The organism is Mycoplasma tullyi (assembly GCF_014068355.1).
GTDB classification, from domain to species: Bacteria; Bacillota_I; Bacilli_A; order Mycoplasmatales; family Mycoplasmoidaceae; genus Mycoplasmoides; species Mycoplasmoides tullyi.
Genome location: NZ_CP059674.1, coordinates 26,958 through 53,816, shown reverse-complemented (window position 1 = coordinate 53,816; position 26,859 = coordinate 26,958). Strand labels below are relative to the sequence as shown.

Sequence of the window (26,859 nt, the reverse complement as noted above, 5' to 3'; positions counted from 1 at the left end):
ATTAGCCGATCCTTCCAGCAATATAATCTTTAGTTCTTTCATTCTTAGGTTGGGTGAATATCTGTTTAGTTGTTCCGTGTTCTAACACTTTACCTTCATAAAAGAAGACGGTTTCATCACTTATTCTTTGAGCTTGGGCCATCGAGTGAGTTACGATAACGATTGAATAACTCTTTTTTAGTTGATGAATTAATTGTTCAATTTTATTTGTTGCAATTGGGTCAAGCGCTGAAGTGGGTTCGTCCATTAATAAAACTTCAGGTTTTAGTGCAATTGCTCTAGCAATTGATAATCTTTGTTGTTGTCCACCAGATAATCCGTGAGCTGATTGAAATAAACTGTCTTTGACATCATCTCATAACGCTGCACCTTCTAAAGATTCTTTAACGATCTGATCGATCTTGGCTTTATCCTTAATTCCATGAGATTTTAATGCATAAGCAATATTCTCATAAATTGATAAAGAAAACGGAGTGGGTTTTTGAAAAACCATTCCCACTTTAGAACGAAGTTCTAATTCAGGTAAAGTCTTAGAATAAATGTTTTTGGATAAGAAAAAGATGCTACCAGTTTTAGATACCCCATCAGTTAAATCATGCATTCGGTTAAGCGAACGAATAAAAGTAGATTTCCCACAACCACTTGGTCCGATCAACGCGGTAACTCTATTTTTCTTAATCCCTAGATTAATATCTTTTAAAGCATGTTTTGTTTTATTTGAATACCACAAATTGTAATTATCGATTTCAAAGATATTATCAAAATTATAGTCATCCTTAAAATGAATTAAATTAGGATCTTTGTTTTTGTATAAGATCTTATATCTTTTAATTTTCTCGTTGATTTTGATTAATTCATCTTTATTATCTGTTGATAACAACTCTTTTTTTTGATGAATTAATTCCTTAATCTTTTCTTTATATTCAGCCTTCTTTTTAAGGTAAGATTCCTTAATCTGAGGGTCAATTTTCTTATGCATAATTTAAGTTATCTTTTTTATTCTTTCTTTTAGTTTTTAAGTTATCCCACCAGATCGCTATCCTGTACTTATTATTAAATAAATAAGGAATTAATAAGTTACTTATTAAGATAAAGAAAAAGATTAAAAGAATCGACATGAAAGCTGATTCAAACATAATGTTTTGTGCATTAGCTTGAGTTGAGAAAAGTTGACTATAAATTCTTACAGTAAGAGTTTGTCCTCATAGACCTAAACTAAAGTGGTTGGCTGATGATAAACCAGCTGTTATATACAGTGGTGCTGTTTCAGCTAAAATACGTGAGATTGATAAGATGATACTACTTAAAATATGTTCGATTACCTGAGGTAAGATAATCCTTAAAATGGTTTGTGATCGTGAAATACCTAGCGCGTAAGAAGCTTCACGTGTTGAATTAGGAACCGAAGCTAAAGCTTGTTGTAACATTCTGATGAATGCTGGCATGATAACCAATGAGATTGTAAGAATACCTGCAATCATTGAGTTTGAACTTCTTCCCCCGATTGCTAAACCTAAGGTTTGAATAAAGAACGTTAAACCAAAGATTCCAAATAAGATTGAGGGAGTAGAACCTAAAGCGTCGATAAAGAATAAAATGATCGTTTTAGCTTTATTATTTCTTGCATATTCATTGACATAGATTGCAATAAATAATGAAATTGGAAATGAGATTAAGATTCCAAAAAAGATAATTACTAAAGTATTAACAGTAGCTCTTCCAGTTGAATTTGCTGCAAACGATGTTATCGTTTGGTCAGGACTAAATACTGCAATAAACCCATGATAAAAAGTGTAAAGTGAAATTCATAAGATGAATCCAACACAGATTATCATACAGATGAATTCGACTGTTTGTTTTCAATAATCATAAGCTTTAATTCTGATCGTATTCTTATGAACTTTATAATAACTAGCTGATCTTTGATTAAGGTTAATTAGATAAACAATAGATTTACTAATCTTATTAGGAATAAAACGAATAATGTTAGCAATAAAAGTTTCAACTTTTATTGCTCAAGGATATTTCTTCTTTGTTGAACTCTTATTAATAAACAACACTAAGATGTTAATAATAATCGTAAAGATGAATAAGATAATTCCGAATAAATATAAGACACTTCTTAAATTTTCAGAACCATTTTCAGCAAAGAAGTTATATGAAATGATTGCCCCAATTGTTTTTAATCCAGATTGAATGAAATCACTAAACGGAGTGTGTCCGACAATATTAAAGTTCTGAGAAGTTAAGATAAAGTTTAGTGCCATTGATTCACTAATTGCTCGTGAAAAAGCAATTAGTAATGACACATAAATTCCGTTTTTAGCTTCGTTTTTAAAGATCTTATAGATCGATCTTGTCTTAGTAGTACCAAGCGCAATCGAAGCTGACAAAATACTCATATCAACGCTATCAAGAGAGTTGTAGCTCATTGCTACAACTGTTGGTATGATCATGAACGTTAACATGATGATTGCTGTAATTAAGTTTCAAGATGTTCTTGTATCAAATATCTTTTGAACAAAATAACCTAATGAATTAGCAGCAAACAATCCAAAAACAACTGAAGGAATACCAGCCAAAATATTAATAATAATCCTGAAGGTTTTTCTTCATTTTTCTTTTAATCTAAATTTGATAAAGATCGCTGTATTCACACCTATTGGTGCAGCAATCAACAACGACACAAAAGTAACGAATAACGTTACAGACAACGGCGCTCAAATCCCAGCCTTATTTTGAACTAGATTAAAATCTAATCTAAAAATACTTTTCCCATAAGATTCTCATCCAGGAATCGACTTATAAAAAATAAAAGAAAAGATCCCTAAAAAAGCAATGGCAAACAATCATGCTGCAGCAAATGAGATTGAATGAAACAGTTTACTTCTTGCTTTTTTAAATTGATTAAATTTGTTTGTATTTAACATTAGAATTCAACCCCAAATTTAACTGGATCGAATGAGAAGTCACTAACCCAGAATAAATTTTCGTGATTTGCAATCAGTTCTTGCGCAGACAGATTGCTTAATTGGTCATTAAGTAAAAACATCTGTTTTAATTCGTTATCTGTTAATAAAATTAATCCTTGTTGTTCATAAATCTTATCAACCTGCTTCTTAACATCAGCAGATGGAAATAAAATAAATTTAATGAATTGTTTAATTGAATCAAGTCTGTTATCAACCTCATTTGATAATGAAAATACCGAGTTATAAGGTCTAACTCAACGATATTCTCCATTACTTACTGTTTCAATTGATGGAACGATCAATTGATCGTTTATCTTATAGTTTAAGATGTCAAACCCATCATTCTTAATCATTTCTAGATTATTAAGAATAAAACCTAATGATAAATAAGTCATTGAACCTACAAATCTAGCATTAGTTTTAAAGAAATTATAGGTCTCAACATTTGATTCACCTGTGGTGATCGTGTTGTTACCATAATCTATTCTTCCCCTAAGTGCATCTAAGGTTAGTTTATTTAGATCACGTTGTCTAATTAGATTAGAGTTATGTAAAAACGCTTCAGCTGTTCCAGAAACTGAAGCTGCACCCGATCGCGCAAAAGGAATAATTTGATCATTTGGTATCTCTTGATTACCGAAGTAAAAATCTGATAATGGAACAGACTCAAAACCAGCAAATGCATCATAAAGCCTGCTGATATTATTTGAATCAACATAAAAATCGTTACTTGATGTATTTGCTGGTTTTTTATAAATAATCGCAATTGCGTCTTTAGCTAAAGTTACAGTTTTAATCTTAAGATCTTCTCATAGCCGAGCTAGCAATGGATTATCTATAACTTGTGTTCTAGGACTTCTTGAAGCATTACCAATATTAGATGTTCCATCTAAGACACTAGTAATACCTGCAGTTGATCCTCCAGCTTGGACTGAAATCTCAACAGGTTCATATTTAGCATACAATGCTGAAAGCGCATCCATAAAAGGTTGCACTGATGATGAACCTCTCGTATTAATAACAACAAAATTTAATGAACATGAACTCATTAAATATGATAGTGAAACGGCTGAAAAAAATAATGATATTTTCTTCCTAAAAAGAGGTTTCATTTATTTGAGTAATTTTATAAGAATTCTACCAAAAAAATATTATCTATTTATTACTTTTACTTAGTTGTTGAGTTTCTAACTCAATGATTAAATCTCTTAAACTAGCTGCGTGTTCGTAGTTTTGGTTTTTAGCAGCTTCAAGCATTTCGTTTCTTAGATCTTCAATCATCTTGATAAACTTATCGCCTTTAACTTTGGTTTTGCGCATCACTTCTTCAATTTGTTTATGTGATGCTTTGTTTTTTAAATCATCATAAATTGGCTTAATAATTGTTTTGGGTGTGATCTTATGATCTTTATTAAACTTCTCTTGAATCTCACGTCTACGATTAGTTTCATCAACAGCGATCTTCATTGCTTTAGTCATTTCATCAGCATACATGATCACGCGACCGTTTTGATTACGCGCAGCTCTACCTATTGTTTGAATTAATGCTTTATCACTTCTGAAATATCCAGGTTTATCAGCGTCAAAAATACATACTAATGAAACTTCTGGAATATCTAATCCTTCACGTAATAGATTGATACCGACAACGCAATCGTACTTACCTCTTCTTAGATCATTAAGTATTAATGATCGTTCTAAAGTTTTTAATTCGTTGTGAATATAAGCACATTTGAAGTTACGTTCTTTTAGATATTCAGTTAGATCTTCTGCCATCTTAATTGTCGTAACTGTAATAAATGTACGTTCATTTTTATCTTTTTGAATTTTTAATTCATTCATTAGATCATTAATCTGATCTAATCTTGGTCTGATTTCAACGATTGGATCCAATAGACCTGTAGGTCGAACTATTTGTTCAATAATTTCATTATTAGATAGTTGAATCTCTTCATCATTAGGAGTAGCTGAAACAAATATTACTTGATCTGATTTATTGCTAAATTCATCGTAATTTAAGGGGCGATTTTCTAATGCTGAAGGCAATCTAAAACCATACTCGACTAAAGTTGTTTTTCTAGATTTATCAGTGTTATACATTCCCTTAACTTGTGGGACGGAAATATGTGATTCATCGATTACCATTAATCAATCATCACCGAAGAAATCAAATAGTGTTCATGGAGTCGAACCTTTTTCGCGTAATTCTAAATGGAATGCGTAGTTTTCGATACCGTTACAGAATCCAAATTCTTTAATCGCATCGATATCATATTCCGTTCTTTGTTGAAGTCTTTGAGCTTCTACAAGTTTCTGTTGATTTTTAAAATCTTGAACTCTAAACATCAATTCTTCTTGAATTCTTTTAATAGCAGTATCTTTACGTTCAAAATTTAGGATATATTCATTAGCAGGACCTAAAACATAAGAAGTGTATTTTTGAATAACACTACTATCGGTTGGATGAATCTTTCTGATTTCTTCTAATTCATCACCAAAAAAACTTAATCTAATGATGTGATCATTCACATAACCAGGAAAGATATCAACAACATCTCCTTTGATTCTAAATGTTCCTGGTTCGTTACATTCTGTGCTTCTTGCGTAATTTAATCTAACTAAATTTTCTTTAAGATCTGAGAGCTTTAAAGTATTACCAACTTTTAAAATTATGCGGTAAATATCGAAATCTTCGGGATTAGCAGCGGGATAAATACAAGCTACAGAAGCAACAACAATTACATCATTTCTCGTTGATAAAGAGTTTAGTGTTGCTAATCTTAACATTTCGATTTCATCATTCGTAACTGAACTCTTTTCGATATACATATCCGTTCTTGGAATGTAAGCTTCAGGTTGGTAAAAATCGAAGTAAGAAACAAAATATTCAACGGCGTTATTAGGAAATAATTCTTTGAATTCTAAATATAGTTGCGCTGCTAGTGTCTTGTTGTGGGCTAGGATTAATGTCTTTTTTTGGGTTTTTTCTATTACATTGGCAATAGTAAAGGTTTTTCCTGTACCGGTAGCACCTAGTAAGGTTTGGTATTTCTTATTTTTGTTGACCCCTTCAACAAGTTGTTTGATAGCTTCCGGTTGGTGTCCAGCTGGTTTATTTTTGGAAACTAGTTTAAATTTTTTCTCTGCCATGTAATAGTTTTTGTCTAATTTATCAGACGATAAATTCATTATAAAACAGTAATTAATTATGTCATCAAGATAGAAAGCATTATATTTGTTTCGATTAGATTCATATTTGAAATAGTTTTTATAAGAATTAAAAATCGATAAATTTAACGGTAAATATTAGTTTTTTATAAACTATTCTTATTTCAATTTAGTTTTTAAATTACAACGGCTTTTACAAAAATGTTATGCTTGTCTAAATTGTAATTGTGCGATCAATATAAGAATTCAAAATTCTATTTGAACAATTGGTTATCTATGAATGGTAATATATCGATCGTTAAGAATATTTAAAACTATTAACTTTCGATTAGCATAAACATAAGTACATAAATTTCAAACTATGGATGCTGCTAAAACTGAATCAACCATCTCGTTGCTATCAATACTAACTTTCACTTTTTATATATAGGAAGACAAATAATTTTAGATACTTTTTATCTAGAAAAAACCTTTTATACTTTTGTTCATTCCAAAAGTAATAATTAAGATTTGGACAATCACTTTAGGTAATAACTAAACTCTCTGTGTAGTTAATAATTTACATGTTTCGTCAAAAAGGTTTTAATACTCCTTTTAATTTCATAAGAATACAGAATTTTACCGAATATTTTACGTGTTTAACAATAAATAAAAATTAGTTCTTTGACCTAATCAAAGAACTAATTTCATATACTCTTCTATCTTATTTACTGTGCTAAAAATGATTTGATTTGCTCAGAACAATCATTAACTACTTTAATGATATTTTCTTCTCCATCAATCATTGCTCCAGAAGCCATTTCATGGCCACCGCCACCTCATTTAAGAGCTACTGTTCTAACAGAAGGACCGTTAGATCTAAACTCGATTCTTCATTTGTTATCGTCTTCTTCAATAAAGAATAATCAAATTCTAAAGTCTTCAATATTAGACAACATATTAACTCTCGCACATTCAAAAGACGTTCGATCAAGTTCTTTTTGCACATCTTTTGAACATATAAAGTAAATTACTTGACCTTTTGTCTTATAGTTTGCAAATACATATTGTTGAAATTTAAGGTCTTTAAGACTAACTTTAGTTAGATTCTGATTAATATAGAACAAATCAGCATTAGCATCTGCTAAAAAACTAGCTAACATGTATGTTCTAGCTGACGTATTTTTAAATAAGAATCTACCTGAATCAGTGTATATTCCTAAATAAAGATAGTTGGCTGCTTTAGGAGTAACTTTTCATTTAGATTGGTATGCAATGTCTGCTACTTGTTCAGCGGCTGCTATATAACTTGAATCAATAAAGAACGCTTTAGCATCTAGATCATCTTCATTTGGGTGATGATCAATTCTTAAGATTGCATCAAATAGTTGATCATCAATTAAAGATCTAGATTCAATTCTTTCTTTAAAGTTAGCATCAACTACAATTCCTAAAACTTTTTTATTTTTGAATCATTCATTATCAATATGATCATGATTCATTTCTAAGAAAGGAAAACTATCCTTTTTATCCCCGACAACTTTTACTTCTTTATTTGGATAATTCGTTTCAATTAATTCCTTCAAACCAAATTGAGAACCTAAACAATCTCCATCTGGTCTAATATGATGAAAAATAACGATATAATCGTATTTTTCAATAATTTGTACTGCTTGTAAAATATTACCTTTTACCATAATTAACTCCTTTTATATTACTATCAAAAACTACCGTTTTGGATGGCAGATATCACAACATAAACTGCACCGTAAACACATAAGCCAACAAAAGCTAAACCAACTATGATTACTAATGCTGTTAGAACAACTCTGATCTTTGTTGATGCCGATTTTCAAAAATTAATGATTTTGTCTTTCATAATCTAATCCCTAACCTTTAATCGTATTATTACCACGTCTACCAACTGAAGTCATAATTCGTTTTCTAAAAATAAAGTAAACGATGAACATTGGTACGATTGCTACAATAGTAGCTGCCATTCTTAAGTTGGTTAAGATGATCTGTTGACCACCAGGATCACTATTAGGATCAATTCCTTGACGGATAACCCAAAGGTTGATCACGTTAAATACTTTAGATTGACTATCTAATAATAATAATGGTCATAGATAAGAATTTCATGAAGCAAACGAAGTTAGAATCGTTACAGTTCAGATTGTTGGTTTTACTAAAGGAACAGCTACTTTAAAGAAATACTTAGCACCACTACAACCATCAATTAGTGCTGATTCTTTAATTCTTCCTGGTATTGCTTCAAACGCGTTTTTAAACATATAACCTGAAAAGATTGAAGCAACATAAGGTGTTACTAATGAAATTAAGATCTTAGGATCAGCTCGATCGTTTCATTGTAATAAAGTAATTGTTCTAAATTGACCGATTAATAGTGCTGATTCTGGCAAGATCAAAATTGATAAATATAACAATCAAAAGAAACGTTTAAATTTTCAATTCTTTAATGAAAACGCATAACCAAACGTCATTGTAAAGAACAATCTTAAGATTACAGATAACGCAGTTATAAATGAAGTAACCAATAAAGCGTATCAATAATCAGCTTCTCTTAGTACTCTTGCAAAATTTACAAAATTAAATGAATCAGGTCATAGGATCGGCTTTCTTTGATCTAATACCTGTGCGTCTGGTGCTAGAGCAACTACAATCATGAAATAAAATGGAAAGATAATAATCATTCCAAAGAATAACAAGATTAAAGACTTAAAGACAAATCCTAGAATAATACTTCTTCAAGTAGTATCTTTGATTTCTAAACTTACTCGTTCGTAGTTTTTCTTAATCTTAAGACTAGAAATCCAGTTCTTAAATTTTAGCTTTAATGCGAACATTTCTGATTTTTACCTTATATATAATTGCGTCAAACAAGTTAACGGTGTTACGTAAAAATAAACCGTATAAAGTTCCAAGAATAAATAACACGATGGTAGCAGCTCCTGCTATTCCATAATCTGCAGCTCTAATACTTCTAAAGATAAAGATTAAAACTGTTGAGGCACCGTTGCTGATGGCTGCATCTGGGTTGTTTGAAAAGATTGCTAGTGGGAATACTTGTAATCCACCTAAAATTCCCAAAGTTAATAAGAAATTAATTGATTTCTTGATTGATGGTAGGGTGATTTTAAAGAATTGTTTGATTGGTGATGCGCTGTCGATTGAAGCAGCCTTATATAAAGTCTTATCAACTGATAACATTGCCATCGATAAAATCAATACGTTGAAAGCTAAATTTCTTCACACTCCGTAAATTAGGATTCCAAATAAAGCTTTGTACCCATCAATCTCACCTGAAGTTAATCAAGGAATATTCTTATCAATGATCGCATTTAATACACCCGTAGATGAATCTAAGATATAGATAAATGCGATTGAGATTGCTACAGATGAAGTAACATAAGGTAAGAAGAAAATTGTTTGTCAAAAACCTCTAGCAACTTTGTTGTAAACAAAAACGATTCCTGACGAAATTATTAATGAAATTAATAATGTTACTGGTAATGAAATTATTGAGTATAAAAACGAATTTCTTAACCCAATAACAAATGGACGACTTTGGAATAATAATTCGAAGTTTTTAAATCCAAACATTCCAGAGTTTAGATTAAAGATATCTGTTAAAGGGGTAAACGCTTTTTCAATTACCATTAAGAATGGCAGAATCGTAAATAAAAAGATCGCAATAAAACTAGGAAATAATAATGCTAAGGGTACTCACACCTTAACCCTTTTATCTAAGATACCTAATTCTGTATTCTTCTTTTGTTGTCTTTTCTTTAATAATCAGTTAAAAAACATAATTAGATCCTGTTGGTTGTTTTTGCATCAAAGTAATGCAGTTTATTGTGATCAATATCAAAATTAATTACGTCACCAATTTGATAATTTGGGTGGTTTAATTTAACGTTAATTAATTGATCATAAAACTCACATTTAGCAACTGTAGTTTTCCCTAGATTTTCGATCTGCTTGATTGTTGCTTTGTTAATTCCATCTGATTTCATCACAATGTTGTCATCTCTAAATCCAACACGAATTTCAGGATAATCGTTTATTAGGTTAGATTCAGAAATAACATTATTGTTAAAGTAAATCTTGTTGTTTTTTAGTTCACAAGTTAGGATGTTCATTTCAGGTAAACCTAAGAATTTGGCAACAAATTCGTTTTTAGGTTTATTAAATAATTCTGTAGGTGTTCCAATTTGTTGAATCAAACCATTAGACATACATACAATTTCATCTGAAATTGACATAGCTTCTTCTTGGTCGTGGGTAACAAAAATGGTTGTAATATGTAGATCAGATTGTATTGAACGAATTCATTGTCTGGTTTGAACTCTTAATTTAGCATCTAAGTTAGATAGTGGCTCATCCATCAATAAGATTTTAGGATGACGAACAATACTTCTTGCAATGGCAACACGTTGTTGTTGACCACCTGAAAGCTTGGTTGGAAATTTAGCTAAATTTTTGGTAATTTCTACTCTGTTTGCAACTTCTAAAACTGCTTGATTAACCGCTTCTTTTAATGAAATATTATTTTTCATTTGCAGGTCATATTCGGTTTTTTGTTCAGGTGATAACTTGCTTAAATCTAACGAATATTTTTCAACTAGTTTTTGTCTTAGGTTTTTGTAAATTGTCGCTAATTCGCGGTCAATTTTAAACATTTGCGATTTAAGTTTTCTAATTTCAACTAGATCAGAAGAGTTCTTAATTAGTTGTTTTTCTTTTATGATTTCTTGCTTATTATCAAGAATTAATTTCTTGTATTTGTTTTTGATTTCAACAACTTCTTTTTGATAATCTTTTTTTAGTTGTTCACTTGCTTGTTTATTGTTAGTTTTCTTAGCTTCACTTAACTTCTCAGCTACATCTTTAGATAGTCTTGAAATTTCAATGTGTTTCTTAACTCCTAGTAAACGTTTTTGCGAATTTAATTCTCTTAGCTTTTTATTTAGATTAATCTCTTTGTTATCGCAATCCATTCGCATTTGAATCGGAATGTAATAACGATTCTCGCCAGATTTGTTTCAAGCGTCTATCTCTTCTTGTGTTGCTCCGTTAGCTTTGAAAACAATACACTCAGCACGAGTTAAAGACATTAAAGATTTAAATGTTGCTTTTTTCTTTCATGCTTCATCATTGTAAAGTGGAAAAGCGATATTTTCATAAACAGTTAAATGAGGATATAACGCATAGTTTTGGAAAACCAATCCCAGTTTACGATCCTTAGGGCTTTTATCGGTCACATCATATCCAGAGAATAAGATTTGCCCACTGGTTGGTGTTAACAATCCTGCAATTGCATTAAGAGTTGTGGTTTTACCACAGCCACTTGGTCCTAAGAAGGTAACCAGTTTTCCTTTTTGAACTTCAAAAGAAACATTATCTAACGCTAATGTTTCACCAAAATCCACAACCAGATTGTTAATTACGATCGCTGGTGTTTCATTTTTGTGTTTTGAATATTCTTCGTGCTTATTTTGATAATTGTCTATCTGTATTTCTAATGTTGATTTAGAATTTTCCATTTTTTATTTTTAGATTCAGTACGAATTAAAATTTTATATTTTTAAGTTTTAACTACAAGTCGGCTTATTCATAAAACGGTCAGATCGTTTGAGCATAATCATTAGGTTCGATCCCTTTTTTCGCATATTTCTTATAGTTATTTGTTCCTGGGTATAAATAACTTACTCAACTACTATCCACACCTCTAACGTTATAAACGTCTTTCAGTGACTTATTCAGATCACTATCTAGTGATCAGATATTGAGTTTGTTAAGGATAGCTAGATTTGCTGCGATCCCAATCGGTCTAGTTGCAACATAGATCTCAGAATTTTGATCAAGTAAACTAGTTACAGATTTAATTAAAGGGATCGCTAATCCGTTTAATACCACTTGAGCCCCATAGTTGATTGCTGTTTTTTTAGCCGGATCAAATCCGTAATAAATTGTTCCCACTAAACGATTGAAGCTCTTAGCTCCTGAATATCAAAAGTAAACATCAGTTCCTTCAGGAATTGTTTTTTCAGCAAATTTAGTTGCTTCTTCTGCATATTTCAGTTCAGGTTGACTAGAAGGAACTCGAACGTTATTATCAGTTACTCTTGTTTTTTCAGGGGTGTCTATTCCTTCAATTCTTATCGAACTAGTTTCATTACTTAATTCATCAGGTTTGTCAGCTTTATAAAACTGAATTACAGGGGTATCACCATCTCTTCAAGTTAATAATTTAGCTTTTTGCAAATTGTTCTTAATTTGATTATCACTAAATTTAGTAACAGAATATTGGTTAGATAAATTTTCTCAAAATGGTTTACTATCGGCTGGAATACTGCTTGCACTATTAGTACAAGCACTAACAAAGTTAACAGATATTCCTAGTGTTCCAGCTACAATTAAAAACTTAGTAAATTTCATATTTTAACGCTATAAATGAAAAACAAAATAACTAAGATGTTATTTTGATTTAGTTATTTTGTTTTTTAGTTTTGTTTAAGGATTGCAGGAACTGCTTTGTCTAAATTACTAATAAAGGTGTCAAAATTAGATTTAGAGCTATTAGCTGAAACCAACGTACTATCTAGAGATTGTCTGAACGTTCCACTTCTAAAGTCTGGAGCATCGTTGTAAGGAACGTAGTTAGTAGGATCATCTAATACTGACTTGAATACGTGAGTAGCAATATTTTGGTAAGGATTATTAGTACTTTCGTTTTTAGGATCGTTTAAGAATTCTCTAGTAGGTAGAATGTATGATGCTTTAGCTACTAAGTAATTTAAAGGTGTTCCTTTATAACCTGGGTTGGTAACTCTACCATCAGCATTCATAGTTGCAGGAATATCAACAGATCCTTTAATTAATCAGTTAATAAAACGTTTAGTTTGGATATCTTCTTTTTCATTGGCATGAATACCAATTAAACTTGGACCTTGAGTAATGATCGTATTTTTAGTAGCTGAAGCATAGAACTTGGTTGGTGCAACTCTGATATCAGCTTCATTTACTTGTAAACTTTGTTCACTTGGAATAGCTACTTTATCTACATCACTAGTTAAAACAAAAGCAGACATAAAGTTACGGTTATTTAAATTACCAGCTTCATAAACTTTATCTTTAACTGCTGGGTCAAATTTATCTAGTTCAAATCCAGTTCCGATGTAACCAATTAATTTTTTATTGTTTTCAGTACCTAGATCTGATTTCATAGATTCTAAAGCTTTACTTAAAGCTTCTTCAGCTTTTTGTCTGTGAGCTTCATCAGTAATGGCAATATTAGTTTTAGTTTGTTTTAATTCATCTGTTAACTTATCTTTTTTATAGATTACTCAACGTTGACGACTACTTGTATAAGCAGCTAATGCTCCTGCATTGTATTCTTCTTGAGTAGGCGCATAAAGATTACTTGTAAAGTTAGGGAATTGGTAAGTACCTACTGAAGCATCAACACCTTTAAATACTAAGTTAAATGATTGATTGCTTACAAAGCTTTGGTAAAAGCCTGAAGTAGAACTTAAGAAGAATCCTAATTGGTGATATTTACCTCAGTTAGATGAGTAGTTACCACCATCGTTTAAGAACAATCCATTAGCATCAATTAATGGTGATAAAGCATTAAATGCGTTCTTTAATTGTTCGTTACGATCATCTTGGTTTTTTAGTAACGCATTATAGTCATAAGCTCTATTATCAGCAGTTTTTCTGATCATGAACTTATCTTTATCACCATTTACTTGTGAGAAAGTCGCATTGTATAGGTAGTTACTTGGAGAATCGATTCCAATAACACCTTGGGGACTTGTAGGTTTACGGTCGTTTACAGGTTTAAGGTTATCAGGATAAGATTTAGCAATTCTTGTAGATAAATCTAATAAGCTTGTTGTTGTGTTTAGAGCTGCTGCTGAGAAAGTATAACCTTTTAATCCACCATCTACTGATCTGTAATCACCTCAAAGTTTTTTAATGAACTCAGATGAAACAGGCATTTGAGTTGGTTGTTCAGCTGCTGGAGCTGCTGGTGAAGCCATTTCAGCCATTGCAGGCATTTCAGCTGCTGGAGGCGTTCCAGCCGCTCCAGTTTGACCTTCTTGTCCTTCCGTTACCGTCTTTGCCGTGCCATCTTCGGTCAATTTGTTGCCATTTCCAGATCTTCTATTTCTTCTAGATCCAGATCTAGAGTTGTTATTACCGTTACCAAGATTGCTTTGAGCCTTCATTCTTCATTCAGCTCATAACTTTTGAGTTTCAGGATCTTCAGAGATCTTTAAATCTCCATTAGTCATCGCCTGACTTAATAATTGATAAACGACAGGAACATTAGTTACCAACACTTCAGTAGATCTTGTAAACGGCACTCCATAAACCGATCGATCAGTATTTCCTAAAATATCATAGTTTTCTTGTAACAGTTGTTCTGGGAAAACAGAAACATCAACAGGTTCTGCACCCTTATTAAGTTTTAGTGCTGCGTCATATCTTACTAATTGTGCAGTTACAACTGGATAATTGAAAATCAGATTAAAAAACTGAGTCTTATCTTTTGAAGCAAGTTTTGTATTAACAGTTTGTTGACCACCAGAATAACCACCAGCAATTGAGAAGATTTCAACCGGATAATCAGTTGCTGGTTTGGTTTTGTTATATTGTGTTATTACATCATTTAGTGACAAAGTAATTGGAGACGAAGAAGAAAACGAACTCGCTAAAACTAATTTACCATCATCAACTTGATCAAATCTCGTACTTGCTCTTGTACAACTTGCAACAAATAAAGATGCACCAGAAATCACTCCTAATGCACCTATAACTTTCTTAAAAGACTTAAGTTTCATATCTACCTCAATTAGTTCTTACGGCTACATTATATTGATAAATCGAAATAATATCAATATAAATGTTATTAACATTTAGACTGACCTAAGTAAGCCCAAATTTATTTGTTAAAAAATTTAAAAATACTTCACTTATGTGGTATATAAATATAAAAACAGTACTAGCTTAAGTAGGTAGGAAAGTGATAAAAATCGCTTAATAGAACAGATAAAAATTTAAATAAAAATTCGGGATGAATTTTTATTTAAATTAAATTTTTGTTGAAAAAATTTTTTATTTATTTATCAGAAGCTGAATTGTTGTTGTTTTCAAGTTGTTCAACAGCTTTTGGTTTGTCTGCCTCTGAACCTTGTTTTTCTTCTGGTTTAGCTTGGTTTGAAGTTAGATCTGGTCGATCTGTTTTATCAGATTGTTCAGAATCTTGCTTAGGTTTATCTGATGCTTCTGTTTGAACTGTAGATGGTTTAGATGATTCAGCTGGTTTAGCTTCACTTGGAGCTTGGTTTAGATCTTGCTTAGACTCAACTGCCACTTCATTGGCTTGAGTTTCAACAATCTTTTGAACTTGTTCTTCTGCTAACTTCTTTTCAATCAAAGCTTGATCTAATTCTTCAAGTTGCTCAAGATCGGGATCAATCCCTTCTACAACTTTTATAACTTCAGCCTGAATAACCTTTTGCTCTTGTTGTTCTGCTACCTTAGCTTCAACTAGAACTTGATCCGTTAGATCAAGTTTTTTAAGTTGTTCAAGGTTTGGTTTAGGTTGATCTACTACTTTTGCTTGAACCATTCCATCATCAACAAGCTGAATTAAACTTTCAACAGGAACTTCACGTTCGATCATATTACCGTTTTGATCAGGGAATTTAAACACAACCCGAGCTGGTTCGTTATTGTTGTTTTGTAAAGCTTCTAACTTCTTAATCTCTTCAAGTCGTTTTAACGCTTCTAGGCGTCTATGTTCTTGTTCAACATTAATATCAACGTTTCTTGTTGGATTAACCATAGAACAAATTGCTAAAATCACATTTTTAGCAATTTTGCTTAACATTAGATCAAATAACTTCTTAGATTCTTCAACATAGATGTTTAATGGTGAAGTTTGTTCTAACGAACGTAATGATACCCCTTCACGAAGTTTTAGCATCTGATCTAAGTGATGAATTCAAGCATCGTCCATTTGTTGGATGATGATATCTCTAAATACATTATTAGCGATTGCTACAGTCATCACTTCAATCTTTTTAGAGATTGCGTCTTTAACTAGCTTTAAAACGGTTTGTTTAGCAGCTGGTAATGTTTGGTTATAGAATTGTGAAGCTGCTACTTCTTCACCTTGAAGAAGTTCTTTTTGAACAGCAATAGATAACTCAACTGGATTAACCATTGTTTGGTTCGCTTGATCTTTAAATGTGTCTACAAAACCATCGACAAAGTTTTCAGCCATTCGATCAACTACTTCAGTTAAATCTGAAGCGATCAGAATCTTATCACGTTGCTTATAGATTAATTCACGTTGGTTAGCCAACACGTGGTCATAATCGATTAAGTTTTTACGCATATCAAAGTTGACAGATTCAACTTTCTTTTGCGTCATTGTTAAGAATCTTGAAAAGAACTTAGAGTCAAAATAATCTGAAGTTAGTTTTTCTTGAGCTTTAAGAATGCGATCTTGAGCAAAACGTTTGAATAACGGGTCACCAAAACTAATGAAGAAACGGCTTTCTCCAATATCACCTTGACGTCCACTACGTCCACGTAATTGGTTATCAATTCTACGAGATTCGTGACGTTCTGTACCAATTACATATAGTCCACCTAGTTCTTTAACACCTTGACCAAGTTTAATGTCAGTACCACGACCAGCCATGTTAGTTGAAATCGTTACTGCACCAACTTCACCAGCTTTAGCAACAATTTGCGCTTCACGAGCGTGGTTTTTAGCGTTTAACACTTCGTGGATGATGTTTCTTTCTAATAACATTTGGTGTAGTGTTTCAGAATCTTCCACACTACCTGTACCTACTAAGATTGGTTGACCGGTTTTATGAATCTTTTCAATTTCGTTAGTTACAGCTTCTCATTTGGTTTTTAAATTACCAAACATGAAGTCAGGGTGATCCTTACGAATTACTGGACGGTTAGTTGGTACTGGTACAACTACCATGTTATAGATTTTTAAGAATTCTTCAGCTTCAGTTAAAGCAGTACCTGATACTGCTGCTAACTTTTTATACATTCTAAAGAACGATTGATAAGTAACAGTTGCCACCACAACATTTTCAGCTTCAATCGGAACACGTTCTTTAGCTTGAACTGCTTGGTGTAAACCACCGTTATAACTTCGACCATCTAGAATTCTTCCCGTAAATTGGTCAACGATTAGAATCTTATCTTCTCTAACAATGTATTCTTTTCCGTTTTGAAAGATCTTTCTAGCGGTTAGTGCATTACCAATCTTATGGAATAGATCAGAGTTTTCTAAATCAAAAAGGTTGTTAAGTTTGAAATGTTTCTCAGCCTTAGTAATCCCTTTATCAGTTAACGAAGGACTACGAGATTCGGGATCAATCTTATAATCACTTTCACTTAAAGTTTCAACAAACTTATCAGCATCAAAATACAACCTAAAGTCTTTTTTAGGTTGTCCTGAGATGATAAGTGGCGTTCTTGCTTCATCAATTAAAATTGAATCACCTTCATCGACAATGGCAAAGTGTAACCCACGGATCTTTTTATCCTTGTAGTTACGCACCATATTATCTCTTAGATAATCAAAACCTAATTCTGAGTTAGTTGTATAAGTAAGATCGCAATCAAAAGCTTCTTTTTTAAGGTGAGGTGCTAAGTTAGATTTATTACATCCTACGGTTAGATTTAATCTAGCAAAGATTCTTCTAGCTTGTTCAGCATCACGTTCAGCTAAATATTCATTAACCGTAACAATATGAACACCTTTTTTTTCAAGCATATTTAAATACGCTGCTAGTACTAAAGTAAGGGTCTTACCTTCACCAGTCATCATCTCACTAAAGTCACCCTGGTGAACAACATAAGCCCCGATTAATTGAACTGGATAAGCAAAATTACCCGTTTCACGATAAACAGCTTCACGAATAACAGCAAAAGCTTCAACTAAAATATCATCAGTTGTTTTGTTATTCTTTAGTTCGTTAATAAAATATTCGGTTTTATTAAACAGTTGTTCATCGCTTAAAGCGCGCATCTCATCTTTATAAGTGTCGATTTGCTTAGCAGCTTGAGTTGCTCTTTTTAAAATACGGTTTTTAGGCGAGATTAATTTAAATCAATTAATTAGCATTTTTGATTAGTTGTTCGATCTTTTGTTGTGTGTAATTCTTATGTAGAATTGATGCTAATGATTTTACTAATGATTCTAAATCCATACTGAAGTAGGTCGCTACTTCATTTGGATTACCTGAAATTCCAAAATCATTAACTCCAATCACTAAACTAACAAATTCAAACCAGATATTACTTACACCTGATTCAATCACGATGTTTTTGTATTTCTTAAATTCTTTAAGAGTGTCAAGATCAGCTAGTTTTTCTTTTAGTTTTTTAAATGAAACTACAGAGATAACATCAATATCGATACTTTGTTGGCTAAAGATTTTAGCTAACTTTAGTGCAGTACCAGTATCTGAACCAGTTGCGATTAATCTTAATTTAGGACTCTTAGTTTTATTTAGATAATAATATCCATCATCAAATTCTTTTGGATTAACCTTGATTTGATCAAATTCGCTTCTAGAAGTTGAGATTACAACTGGCTTGTGATTTTTCTTATCAAAAGCAGTTTTAAGTGCGATGTAAAGTTCGTAAAAATTAGCTGGACGATAAACTAAAACATCTGGAATTAATCTAAGTGATGACAGTTGTTCAATTGGTTGGTGAGTCGGACCATCTTCACCAACATTGAATGAGTCGTGCGAATAAACGTATAATGAGCTTAATTTATTGATTGCACCCAATCTTAAAGCTGGTTTGTTGTAATCACTAAATGCCATAAATGTTGAAGATACAGCTTTTAAGCCTCTGTGAGCAACAATCCCATTAACGATACATCCTGCTAAGAATTCTCTTACACCAACATCGATAAATTGATTGCCATAACTACCATGATCAAATCTAGCGTTATCATGAGTAACCACTTTAGTTGATGCTGCTAGATCACAGTTAACAACAAGAATATTGTCATTAATTTTGGTTAGTTCTTTGAACACCTTACCAAATAAATTACGCGTTGAATCACATTGATCAACGTTGAATTCGTTAATTAAACTCTTAGGGAAATTAACCTTTTCTTCTTTTACTTGGGTAGTAAATTTTTCTTTTAGTTCTGGCTTAGCTTTAGCTAATCTTTGGTTAAATTCTTCTGCTGATTTAGCTCCGCGAGCAATTGCTGATTCAAAGTGCTTTTTAACTTCAGCACTTACTGTAAATGGTTTGTTCTTATAATCAAACTTAGCTTTAATATTATTAATCTCTTCATCACCAAAAGGTGAACCATGAGCTTTGTTGGTATTCTCAACTGAACTAGCATAACCTAATTTAGTTTTAACTTCAATAAAGGTTGGCTTGTCTGATTTTTTAGCTTGAGTGATCGCATTAGAGATCGCTTGATAATCATTACCATCTTTAATTAAGATATAGTTTCAACGATAAGATTTAACTAACATCTCAACATCAAAATTAGTTGAGTTAGACACCTTACCATCTAATTGCACATCGTTAGAATCATATAGTCAGATTAACTTATTAAGTTTGTATCTACCCGCTACTGCTAATGCTTCGTGAGTTACCCCTTCTTGAAGATCGCCATCACCAATTAAACAATAAGTATAATGGTCAATTATCTTATTAAAACGAGCATTCAAATTAGCTTCAGCAATTGCAAAACCAACAGATGTAGCTGCTCCTTGACCAAGTGGTCCCGTACCAAAATCAACACCTGGTAGCATTGTTGATTCAGGGTGTCCTGGAGTTTTAGAAGAAAACTTTCTAAAATTCTTTAAATCCTTTGTACTTAGTGACTTATACCCAGCAACATACATTGTGGCATATAACATAGCACTACCATGACCAGCACTTAAAATGAATCGATCGCGATTAATATAATTGGGATCGCTTATGTCATAGTTTAAGTGATCATGAAACAAAGCATACATCATTGGCGCTGCTGACATAACAACGCCAGGGTGTCCAGATTTAGCATTGTTTATCATCTCAATTCCCAGAACGCGAATTGTGTTTATCGTTTGTTGTTGTATGTTCATATTAAAACGGATTGATTCTTTTTCAATCAATCCTACATATATAAAATAAAATATTAAAAGTTAATTAAATTAATTTATTGTCTTTTAAAGCTTTTTCAAGCTCTACACATGCTTGTTCTTCGTCTTCACCTTCGATGATGAATTCAACATCTGTATTTTGCTTAACAGCTAAAGACATTAAATTAATAATTGATTTAACATCAGCAGTTGCACCGCCAACGATTTTAAGGGTTACTTTTGATTTAAAACGACCCATTGTAGAAGATAGAACGGTAGCTGTTCTAACGTGTAATCCAAATGGATCAATAATTGTTGCTTTAAAGCTTTTCATTATGAAATTTTTGTATATTTAAATATTTAACTATTAATAATTATAAGCCATTATGAATTATTTATTAATCATTTATACATTCGCGTAGCGAATAAAATAAATCGGTTAAGATCTTGATGTTTTCCACTCTTTGGATCACTAATTGGTTGTAGGTCGTTTCGTCAAAATAATCAGATCCATAATAAAGATTAAAAATGTTGAAACTCATTCCTAGTAATAAAAATGTCTTGTTGTTTTTATTAATTAGGTTGATGTTGAGATCGGATTTTTTAAATAATAAATCGTTTAGGATCTCGTTGTCAATTACTTTACTTAAATCAAAATTTTCTTGGTTTGTATACAAGACATATTTATCTTGTAAGTTAGGTTTTAGTTTGTTTATTAAATATTTAGTAAATCCAGGGTTTTGGGCTTCTTTTTTATTAAGTAAAACGAATGGTGCATCTGAAACGTTTTTAAGTTCAACCCAATAGTAACAATCATATTTGTAAGGATAGTTAAGTAGATACTTTGATTTGCAAAACTCAAGACAACTAATTCTTAATTCTTTATTTTGATCATTAATTAAATATTCTTGATAAAAGTTGGGTTGATCAAATCTTTTATCAAGATTTTGAATTTCATTATCTGATGATTTAATGATCTGTTTAATTGTTTCTTTATAAAGAAATTGTTCTTTAATTCGTTCAACTTTTATATTCTTAGTTTTTTCTAAACCTTCAAAAATTGCTTTTGATTGATATTGTTCATTTAATTTATTTCTTGCTTTTAAGTGTCAATAATAATGAACTAAGTAGATGGTTAGAACAATCGGGTAAATACCTAAAAATAAACTATATAAAACTATCGGTTTGTTAATAAAGAAATAAGTAGCGATCAATGGAATGATCGCTAAAATCCAAGCAGTGATAATAATTACTCTTCTTACTTTTGGGTTAAGAATTTTACTGATCATAAATTTTAATTATTCCTTCAAGAATGATGTAAACAAACACTGTTCCTGGATCATACATTCCGATTGAACGTTTACCATGATATGAAGCTCGACCTACTTTAGATTTTAATAATAATGATTTGTTAAAGTTTTCATCTAAAATTTTTTTACTTTGAACCATCAACTCTTCAGTTGATAAATCGTTATTTAAATAAAGGTATTTAAGAACTGGGTATAAGATGTCGTAAAAACTTTTATCCCCAATTCGTAATTTATATTTGTTTTTGCAATCTAATAAAGCACGATAAAAGCATTCGATTACGTGATTACGATTTCATTTATTTTCATTCAAATAATGTGCTGCTTGATGGGTTAGATCGTATAAAATTGATCCCAAAGTTGTTTTGACAGTTTCTTTAATATATAAAGCTATGAGTTTTAAAGAATTATAAAAACTAATCCGATTATCTTCGCGGTTAGCAAACTGTGAGATCTTATTAATAAAAGGTGTTAATGAATCAACAAAATCTCCATTTGATCCTTTCTTGTCGATCAAATTTAAAAACTGTTCTGAATAAGTGAAATTATCAATTATTCGAATTAATAGATTTATAAAAGCAGATCTATTTTCCATTTTGTGTTGGTTCAAGATAAAAAAACAGATTAGTTAACTAATCTGTTTAATGATAACAATTAATTAGAGTCAGCTGCACTAGTTGAAGATTCTTCTTTAGATTCTTCTTTAGGTTGAGAAGAATCAGATTTTTCTTCTTTAGCTTTTTCAGCTTCTTCTTCTTTTTGAGCTGCAGCCTTTTCTTTAGCTTGTTCTTCTTTTAGTTTGATAATTGCTTCAGGTAGTTTCAAGTGTTCGTGAATGTAGTCAATATCATTCTTAACAATTGTTTCTTGAATTAATAATGCTTCAACAATTAGTTTTAATTCATTTTGATTGTCATTAATGATCTTGTAAGCAACTTTGTATTGTTCTTCTAAGATCTTAGCAATCTCTTGATCAATTTTTTGTGCAGTGTTTTCTGAGTAGTAACGAGCATTAGGGTTGATTCCGCCTTCAGATGGTAAGAATTGAGTAATTCCTAAATCAGACATCCCCAGTTGGGTAACCATTGTTTTAGCAATATTGGTTGCTTTATAGAAGTCATTAGATGCCCCTGTTGAAATTGCATCTTTACCAAAGAATAATTCTTCAGATGCTCTTCCACCTAGTGCACCTGCAATCATGTTTAATAAATCTGATTTTTTCTTTAAGTTAAGTTCAGCATCTTTAGGAGTTGATAAAGTATAACCACCAGCTTGTCCACGAGGAATAATCGTAATCTTTTGAACTTCATCAGCACCTTTTAGGTGTAAACCTACTAAAGCGTGACCAGCTTCGTGGTGAGCAACTTGATTTTTTTCAAAGTCACTAATTACTCTTGATTTTTTAGCAGGACCAGCAATAACACGGTCAATTGCTTCATCAATATCAGATAATGAGATACTTGTACGATCAGCTCTTACTGCTAATAAAGTAGCTTCGTTTAGTACGTTTTCAAGTTGAGCACCGCTGAATCCTGGTGTTCTTCTAGCAATATCCATTAGATTCACTTTAGAAGAAATATTCTTATTTTTAGAGTGAATTTTTAAGATTGCTTCACGTTCTTTAATATCTGGAAGATTAACTTGAATGTGTCTATCAAATCTTCCTGGACGTAATAGTGCATCATCTAATACATCTAATCGGTTAGTTGCTGCCATTACAATGATTCCAGTTCTGGTACTAAAACCATCCATTTCAGCTAACAATTGGTTAAGTGTTTGATCAGTAGCTGAACCAGCAGAGATCTCATACTTACCACGTTTAGAACCAACTGAATCAATTTCATCAATAAAGATAATACAAGGAGCAGCTTTTTTAGCTTTAGCAAATAGGTTTCTAACTCTCTTAGCACCCACCCCTACTAACATATCTTCAAATGCAGAACCAGTTACTTGGAAGAATGGTACACCAGCTTCACCAGCTACTGCTTTAGCTAATAAGGTTTTACCAGTTCCTGGAGGTCCATATAAAACTACACCTCTAGGTGTTCTTGCACCCATTTGAACATATTTTCCAGGGCGTTTTAAGTAGTCAACTAATTCGATTAATTCACTCTTTTCTTCTTCAATCCCAGCAACATCAGTAAATTTGAAAGTTGACTTAGCTAACTTAGCTTGAGATTTACCAATTGTAAAGACATTTTCGCCATCTTCACCAATTGCACCACCAGCACCCATTGTTCTACTAAATCTTCTTGCAATCACGATGTAGATTACAATCAGAATTACAAATGGAATAATGCTTGCTAAGAATTGAGTTAAGATTGCAGCGCTTTGATCTGGTAATCGAACATTACCTACTGCTAATAATCTTTGAATACCATTAATTGCACCAGCGGGTCGGTAGTCATTAAGACTTGCAGTATCAATATTGAAATTAGCTGGTAAGAATTTTTGACCAGCTAGTGGTAAAGCTGTTACAGTGCTAGTTAATACAGCACTGAATGATCCACCTTCAGTAACTAATGTAGCTACTCCTCTGGTTTGGTTAATTGATAGGTTAGCAATATTAAACACTGCATCATTAGTTGATGAAGTTGCCGGTCTAATTAATGAAACAAAGAAAGATTGACCATTAGCATTATTTAAGTTTCTTAAAAAGACACTAATCGATAATGATAATCCAGATGTATAACTCGTCTGATAAGTCGAGTTTTGCAGATCTAGGATAAATCTACCGTTTCTACCATTGATGTTGGCAGTTGCCACTAAATTTCCATCAACGTATTGAATATTTGAAATGTTGGCAATCGTATTTCTTGGTAAAACATAAAAAAGAATTAAACCAATGATGATTGCCATCACTATGATAATTCCTATTGTTTTTCAAATAATCGACTTAACATTTTTGGGCGGCTTGGCGTTTTCAGTCACCCGCTCGTTAAAATTAGATGTGTTCGACATATTAAATAATTATATTTTATAAATCTTATTTTTTGTCATTTAGCGCCATATGCGCAACGTAAGGTAAGTTTCTTAATTTGTCCTTGTAATCGAGACCAAAACCTACTAAAAAACCGTGTGGAACTTCAAAACAAACGTAGTCTGCTTTAACATCCACTTCACGACCTGAAGGTTTATCTAATAAGGTTAGTAATCTAACCGATTTGGCGCCTCTTTGTTTTAGTAGATCTAAAACAATCTTAATGGTGTTACCACTATCGATGATATCTTCTACTAACAAAACGTTTTTTCCCGCAACGTCGTACGCTAAGTCCATAACAATCTTAGGAGTACCTTGTGATTTAGTCTCACCCTTAAATGAACTTAAGGTCATAAAGTCTAAAATCATTTCGCATTCGATCTTATCGATGATTTTTCCAATAAAAGGAATACATCCTTTTAAGATCCCTACCATAATGATTTCATCATCTTTATAAGTTTGATTAATTCAGTCAGCAGCTTTAACTGTTGCTTCATTAATCTGTTCGTTAGTTATTAGAATTTTTTCAATCGTGTAGTTTAATTTAGCCATAATTGTTTTACTTATTAGTATTCATTAGAACTACACATGAACACGCAATTTCGTTTTTAGGTTCTTCATAGCTTTTAGCTTTGACATTAACATTGTTACAACCTGTTAATTTCATTAAAGAACTTTTGATTTCCAATCTGATTGGATCGATTCTAATATCTTGAGCAAAGATTGTTAAATCGATATTAACAAATTCTAGCTTAAGTTTTTTAATTAACTTTAAGCAGTAATTCAAGATCGTTTTAGAATCTAATCCTTTATTAGACAGATCGTTTTCATCAAAATACATACCGATATCACCAAAGGAACCACACCCTAAAACAGCATCACTTAATGCGTGAAGCACTACATCTCCGTCTGAATTAGCAATTACTTGTTGATCAGACTTTACTGGTATTCCACCTAAAAAAACTTCACTGTTTTTTTTAGTTTTTAGTTTGTGGCTATCAAAGCCTTGGCCTATTCTAATATTCATATGTAATTAATGAAAATTATAAAATATTAAATTATCATTTAAGTTTCTACGCACTATTAGGGTTAGTGGTATTTAAATGAAAATATATTTTAGCTGAGTGTAGTTGGTTTTTATTGGATATAGACTAAATGATAAGTAAAATTTTAAACCAGTTAGAAGGCGTTGTAAACAGTAAATTTACCTAATGACACGATTCAGTTTCTAACTGTATCTGAAGATCTGTTTTTATCTAAATAAACTCGTTTTTCTAAAGTTAAATTATCAAAAGTAATTGAATGTTCTTTTAAATCTAGCGTGAATGGTAATTTGTTATTACTTGTTACAACGTTAAACTGTAAGAAACTATTGTTGATTAAAGAGTTGTCTGAAACGTGTGAAGAGAATAACACTAAATCAGCGTTTGAATCAGCAGTTCTAGTTACAACATTTGGTTTTAAATTGTTAACAGTGATTAAATTGTTAATCTTAGTGTATTCAATACTGTTAAATATAAAGTTAAGCACTGTTACAGCTTTTTGACCTCTTGTCCCATTACTTACATAGAAAGAATTGCTATCTGCGTATGTTTTTCAGTCAGAAGGTTTTTTATCTGTAAAAATGAAGTTTGGATTATAACTTCCTCTACCATTAGTAAAGATTTCTAATAACTTTACTGTTTGTAATGAAGTACTGAAGTAGTTCTTAATTGTGCTTCCTAATGTAATGTTATTGTTTGCTAAATTAATTACTACATCAGAACTGTCAGCCCCTAATAAACCAGTATTTGTTAGATCATTACTAGATATTCTTATCGTAGAGAAAGGTCTTGGGATTTGTTCGTTACTAGGTTGACTAGCAAACGGTCTTGAACTAGTTGTAGTTGCAATATTTCCTTGATCACTAGAACCACTTGGGATTATTCGAACTGGTCTACCTTGTTCTGAAGAATTAATAATCGGTTTACTTGAAGAAAGCGGATTACTATCTTCGTGTTGAGTTGGATTATCTTGATTGTCAGGTTGACCAATAACACTAGGATCTGTTACTCCTGGTAAACTAGAGCGATTTGAATTTTGATTATTAATTCTATTGTTTGAACGGCGATTGTTTGTCCCGTTAATGTCTGAAAAGTTTTGTTGTACTAAACTAAGCCCAGTACAACTACTTAAAACCATTGCTGGAATCACAAATGTGAATACTGATCCACATATCTTTGCAATCGTTCTTTTCTTATTAAAAGAGTTCATATAATTATTTGAATATAACTATTATCAAT

The 26,859-nt window shown here is 31.7% G+C and carries 20 protein-coding genes; all 20 read right to left on the bottom strand.

The window, feature by feature from the left end:
- Window position 1 precedes the first annotated feature (1 nt).
- Window positions 2–979 (bottom strand): phosphate ABC transporter ATP-binding protein PstB, encoded by a 978-nt coding sequence (gene pstB, locus H3143_RS00200; RefSeq protein WP_182078844.1) that lies wholly within the window; start codon window positions 977–979, stop codon window positions 2–4.
- A complete protein-coding gene (gene pstA, locus H3143_RS00195) occupies window positions 972–2,930 on the bottom strand; it encodes a phosphate ABC transporter permease PstA (RefSeq protein ID WP_182078843.1) in 1,959 nt (652 codons plus the stop codon). The genes pstB and pstA overlap by 8 nt, the downstream gene beginning before the upstream one ends.
- Window positions 2,930–4,021: a substrate-binding domain-containing protein gene (locus H3143_RS00190; protein ID WP_228444794.1), complete on the bottom strand. Its 1,092-nt coding sequence runs from the start codon at window positions 4,019–4,021 to the stop codon at window positions 2,930–2,932. The genes pstA and H3143_RS00190 overlap by 1 nt, the downstream gene beginning before the upstream one ends.
- Before the next feature lie 106 nt (window positions 4,022–4,127).
- Window positions 4,128–6,161: an excinuclease ABC subunit UvrB gene (gene uvrB / locus H3143_RS00185; RefSeq protein WP_323368752.1), complete on the bottom strand. Its 2,034-nt coding sequence runs from the start codon at window positions 6,159–6,161 to the stop codon at window positions 4,128–4,130.
- A gap of 686 nt (window positions 6,162–6,847) precedes the next feature.
- Window positions 6,848–7,816: a DHH family phosphoesterase gene (locus H3143_RS00180; RefSeq protein WP_182078841.1), complete on the bottom strand. Its 969-nt coding sequence runs from the start codon at window positions 7,814–7,816 to the stop codon at window positions 6,848–6,850.
- A gap of 20 nt (window positions 7,817–7,836) precedes the next feature.
- Entirely contained in the window at window positions 7,837–7,998 is a 162-nt protein-coding gene (locus H3143_RS00175; protein ID WP_182078840.1) for a hypothetical protein, read from the bottom strand.
- 10 nt (window positions 7,999–8,008) lie between these two features.
- On the bottom strand, window positions 8,009–8,986 hold the full coding sequence (locus H3143_RS00170; RefSeq protein WP_182078839.1) for a carbohydrate ABC transporter permease: 978 nt from the start codon (window positions 8,984–8,986) through the stop codon (window positions 8,009–8,011).
- Window positions 8,961–9,950: a carbohydrate ABC transporter permease gene (locus H3143_RS00165; protein ID WP_182078838.1), complete on the bottom strand. Its 990-nt coding sequence runs from the start codon at window positions 9,948–9,950 to the stop codon at window positions 8,961–8,963. Before H3143_RS00165 ends, H3143_RS00170 begins: the two co-directional genes overlap by 26 nt.
- Window positions 9,951–9,952: 2 nt before the next feature.
- Window positions 9,953–11,686 (bottom strand): ABC transporter ATP-binding protein, encoded by a 1,734-nt coding sequence (locus H3143_RS03530; protein ID WP_182078837.1) that lies wholly within the window; start codon window positions 11,684–11,686, stop codon window positions 9,953–9,955.
- Between the two features lie 64 nt (window positions 11,687–11,750).
- Window positions 11,751–12,581, bottom strand: coding sequence for a thermonuclease family protein (locus H3143_RS00155; protein WP_182078836.1), 831 nt, complete (start codon window positions 12,579–12,581; stop codon window positions 11,751–11,753).
- 65 nt (window positions 12,582–12,646) lie between these two features.
- A complete protein-coding gene (locus H3143_RS00150; RefSeq protein WP_182078835.1) occupies window positions 12,647–14,992 on the bottom strand; it encodes a P68 family surface lipoprotein in 2,346 nt (781 codons plus the stop codon).
- Between the two features lie 278 nt (window positions 14,993–15,270).
- Window positions 15,271–18,315: a preprotein translocase subunit SecA gene (gene secA / locus H3143_RS00145; protein WP_267128826.1), complete on the bottom strand. Its 3,045-nt coding sequence runs from the start codon at window positions 18,313–18,315 to the stop codon at window positions 15,271–15,273.
- Window positions 18,305–20,293 carry a transketolase-like TK C-terminal-containing protein gene (locus H3143_RS00140; RefSeq protein ID WP_182078834.1) on the bottom strand — a complete coding sequence of 663 codons (1,989 nt, stop codon included), beginning with the start codon at window positions 20,291–20,293 and terminating at the stop codon, window positions 18,305–18,307. Before H3143_RS00140 ends, secA begins: the two co-directional genes overlap by 11 nt.
- A gap of 64 nt (window positions 20,294–20,357) precedes the next feature.
- A complete protein-coding gene (locus tag H3143_RS00135; RefSeq protein WP_182078833.1) occupies window positions 20,358–20,624 on the bottom strand; it encodes an HPr family phosphocarrier protein in 267 nt (88 codons plus the stop codon).
- Window positions 20,625–20,688: 64 nt separating this feature from the next.
- Window positions 20,689–21,579 (bottom strand): hypothetical protein, encoded by an 891-nt coding sequence (locus H3143_RS00130; protein WP_182078832.1) that lies wholly within the window; start codon window positions 21,577–21,579, stop codon window positions 20,689–20,691.
- Window positions 21,569–22,114 carry a DAK2 domain-containing protein gene (locus H3143_RS00125; RefSeq protein ID WP_228444793.1) on the bottom strand — a complete coding sequence of 182 codons (546 nt, stop codon included), beginning with the start codon at window positions 22,112–22,114 and terminating at the stop codon, window positions 21,569–21,571. Before H3143_RS00125 ends, H3143_RS00130 begins: the two co-directional genes overlap by 11 nt.
- Window positions 22,115–22,251: 137 nt before the next feature.
- Window positions 22,252–24,558 (bottom strand): ATP-dependent zinc metalloprotease FtsH, encoded by a 2,307-nt coding sequence (gene ftsH / locus H3143_RS00120; protein WP_182078830.1) that lies wholly within the window; start codon window positions 24,556–24,558, stop codon window positions 22,252–22,254.
- 25 nt (window positions 24,559–24,583) lie between these two features.
- A complete protein-coding gene (hpt, locus tag H3143_RS00115; protein ID WP_182078829.1) occupies window positions 24,584–25,129 on the bottom strand; it encodes a hypoxanthine phosphoribosyltransferase in 546 nt (181 codons plus the stop codon).
- A 7-nt stretch (window positions 25,130–25,136) separates the two neighbouring features.
- Complete coding sequence (gene ispF / locus H3143_RS00110) at window positions 25,137–25,604, bottom strand: 2-C-methyl-D-erythritol 2,4-cyclodiphosphate synthase (protein WP_182078828.1); 468 nt, start codon at window positions 25,602–25,604, stop codon at window positions 25,137–25,139.
- 152 nt (window positions 25,605–25,756) lie between these two features.
- Entirely contained in the window at window positions 25,757–26,830 is a 1,074-nt protein-coding gene (locus H3143_RS03465) for a hypothetical protein (protein WP_228444792.1), read from the bottom strand.
- Window positions 26,831–26,859: the final 29 nt, after the last annotated feature.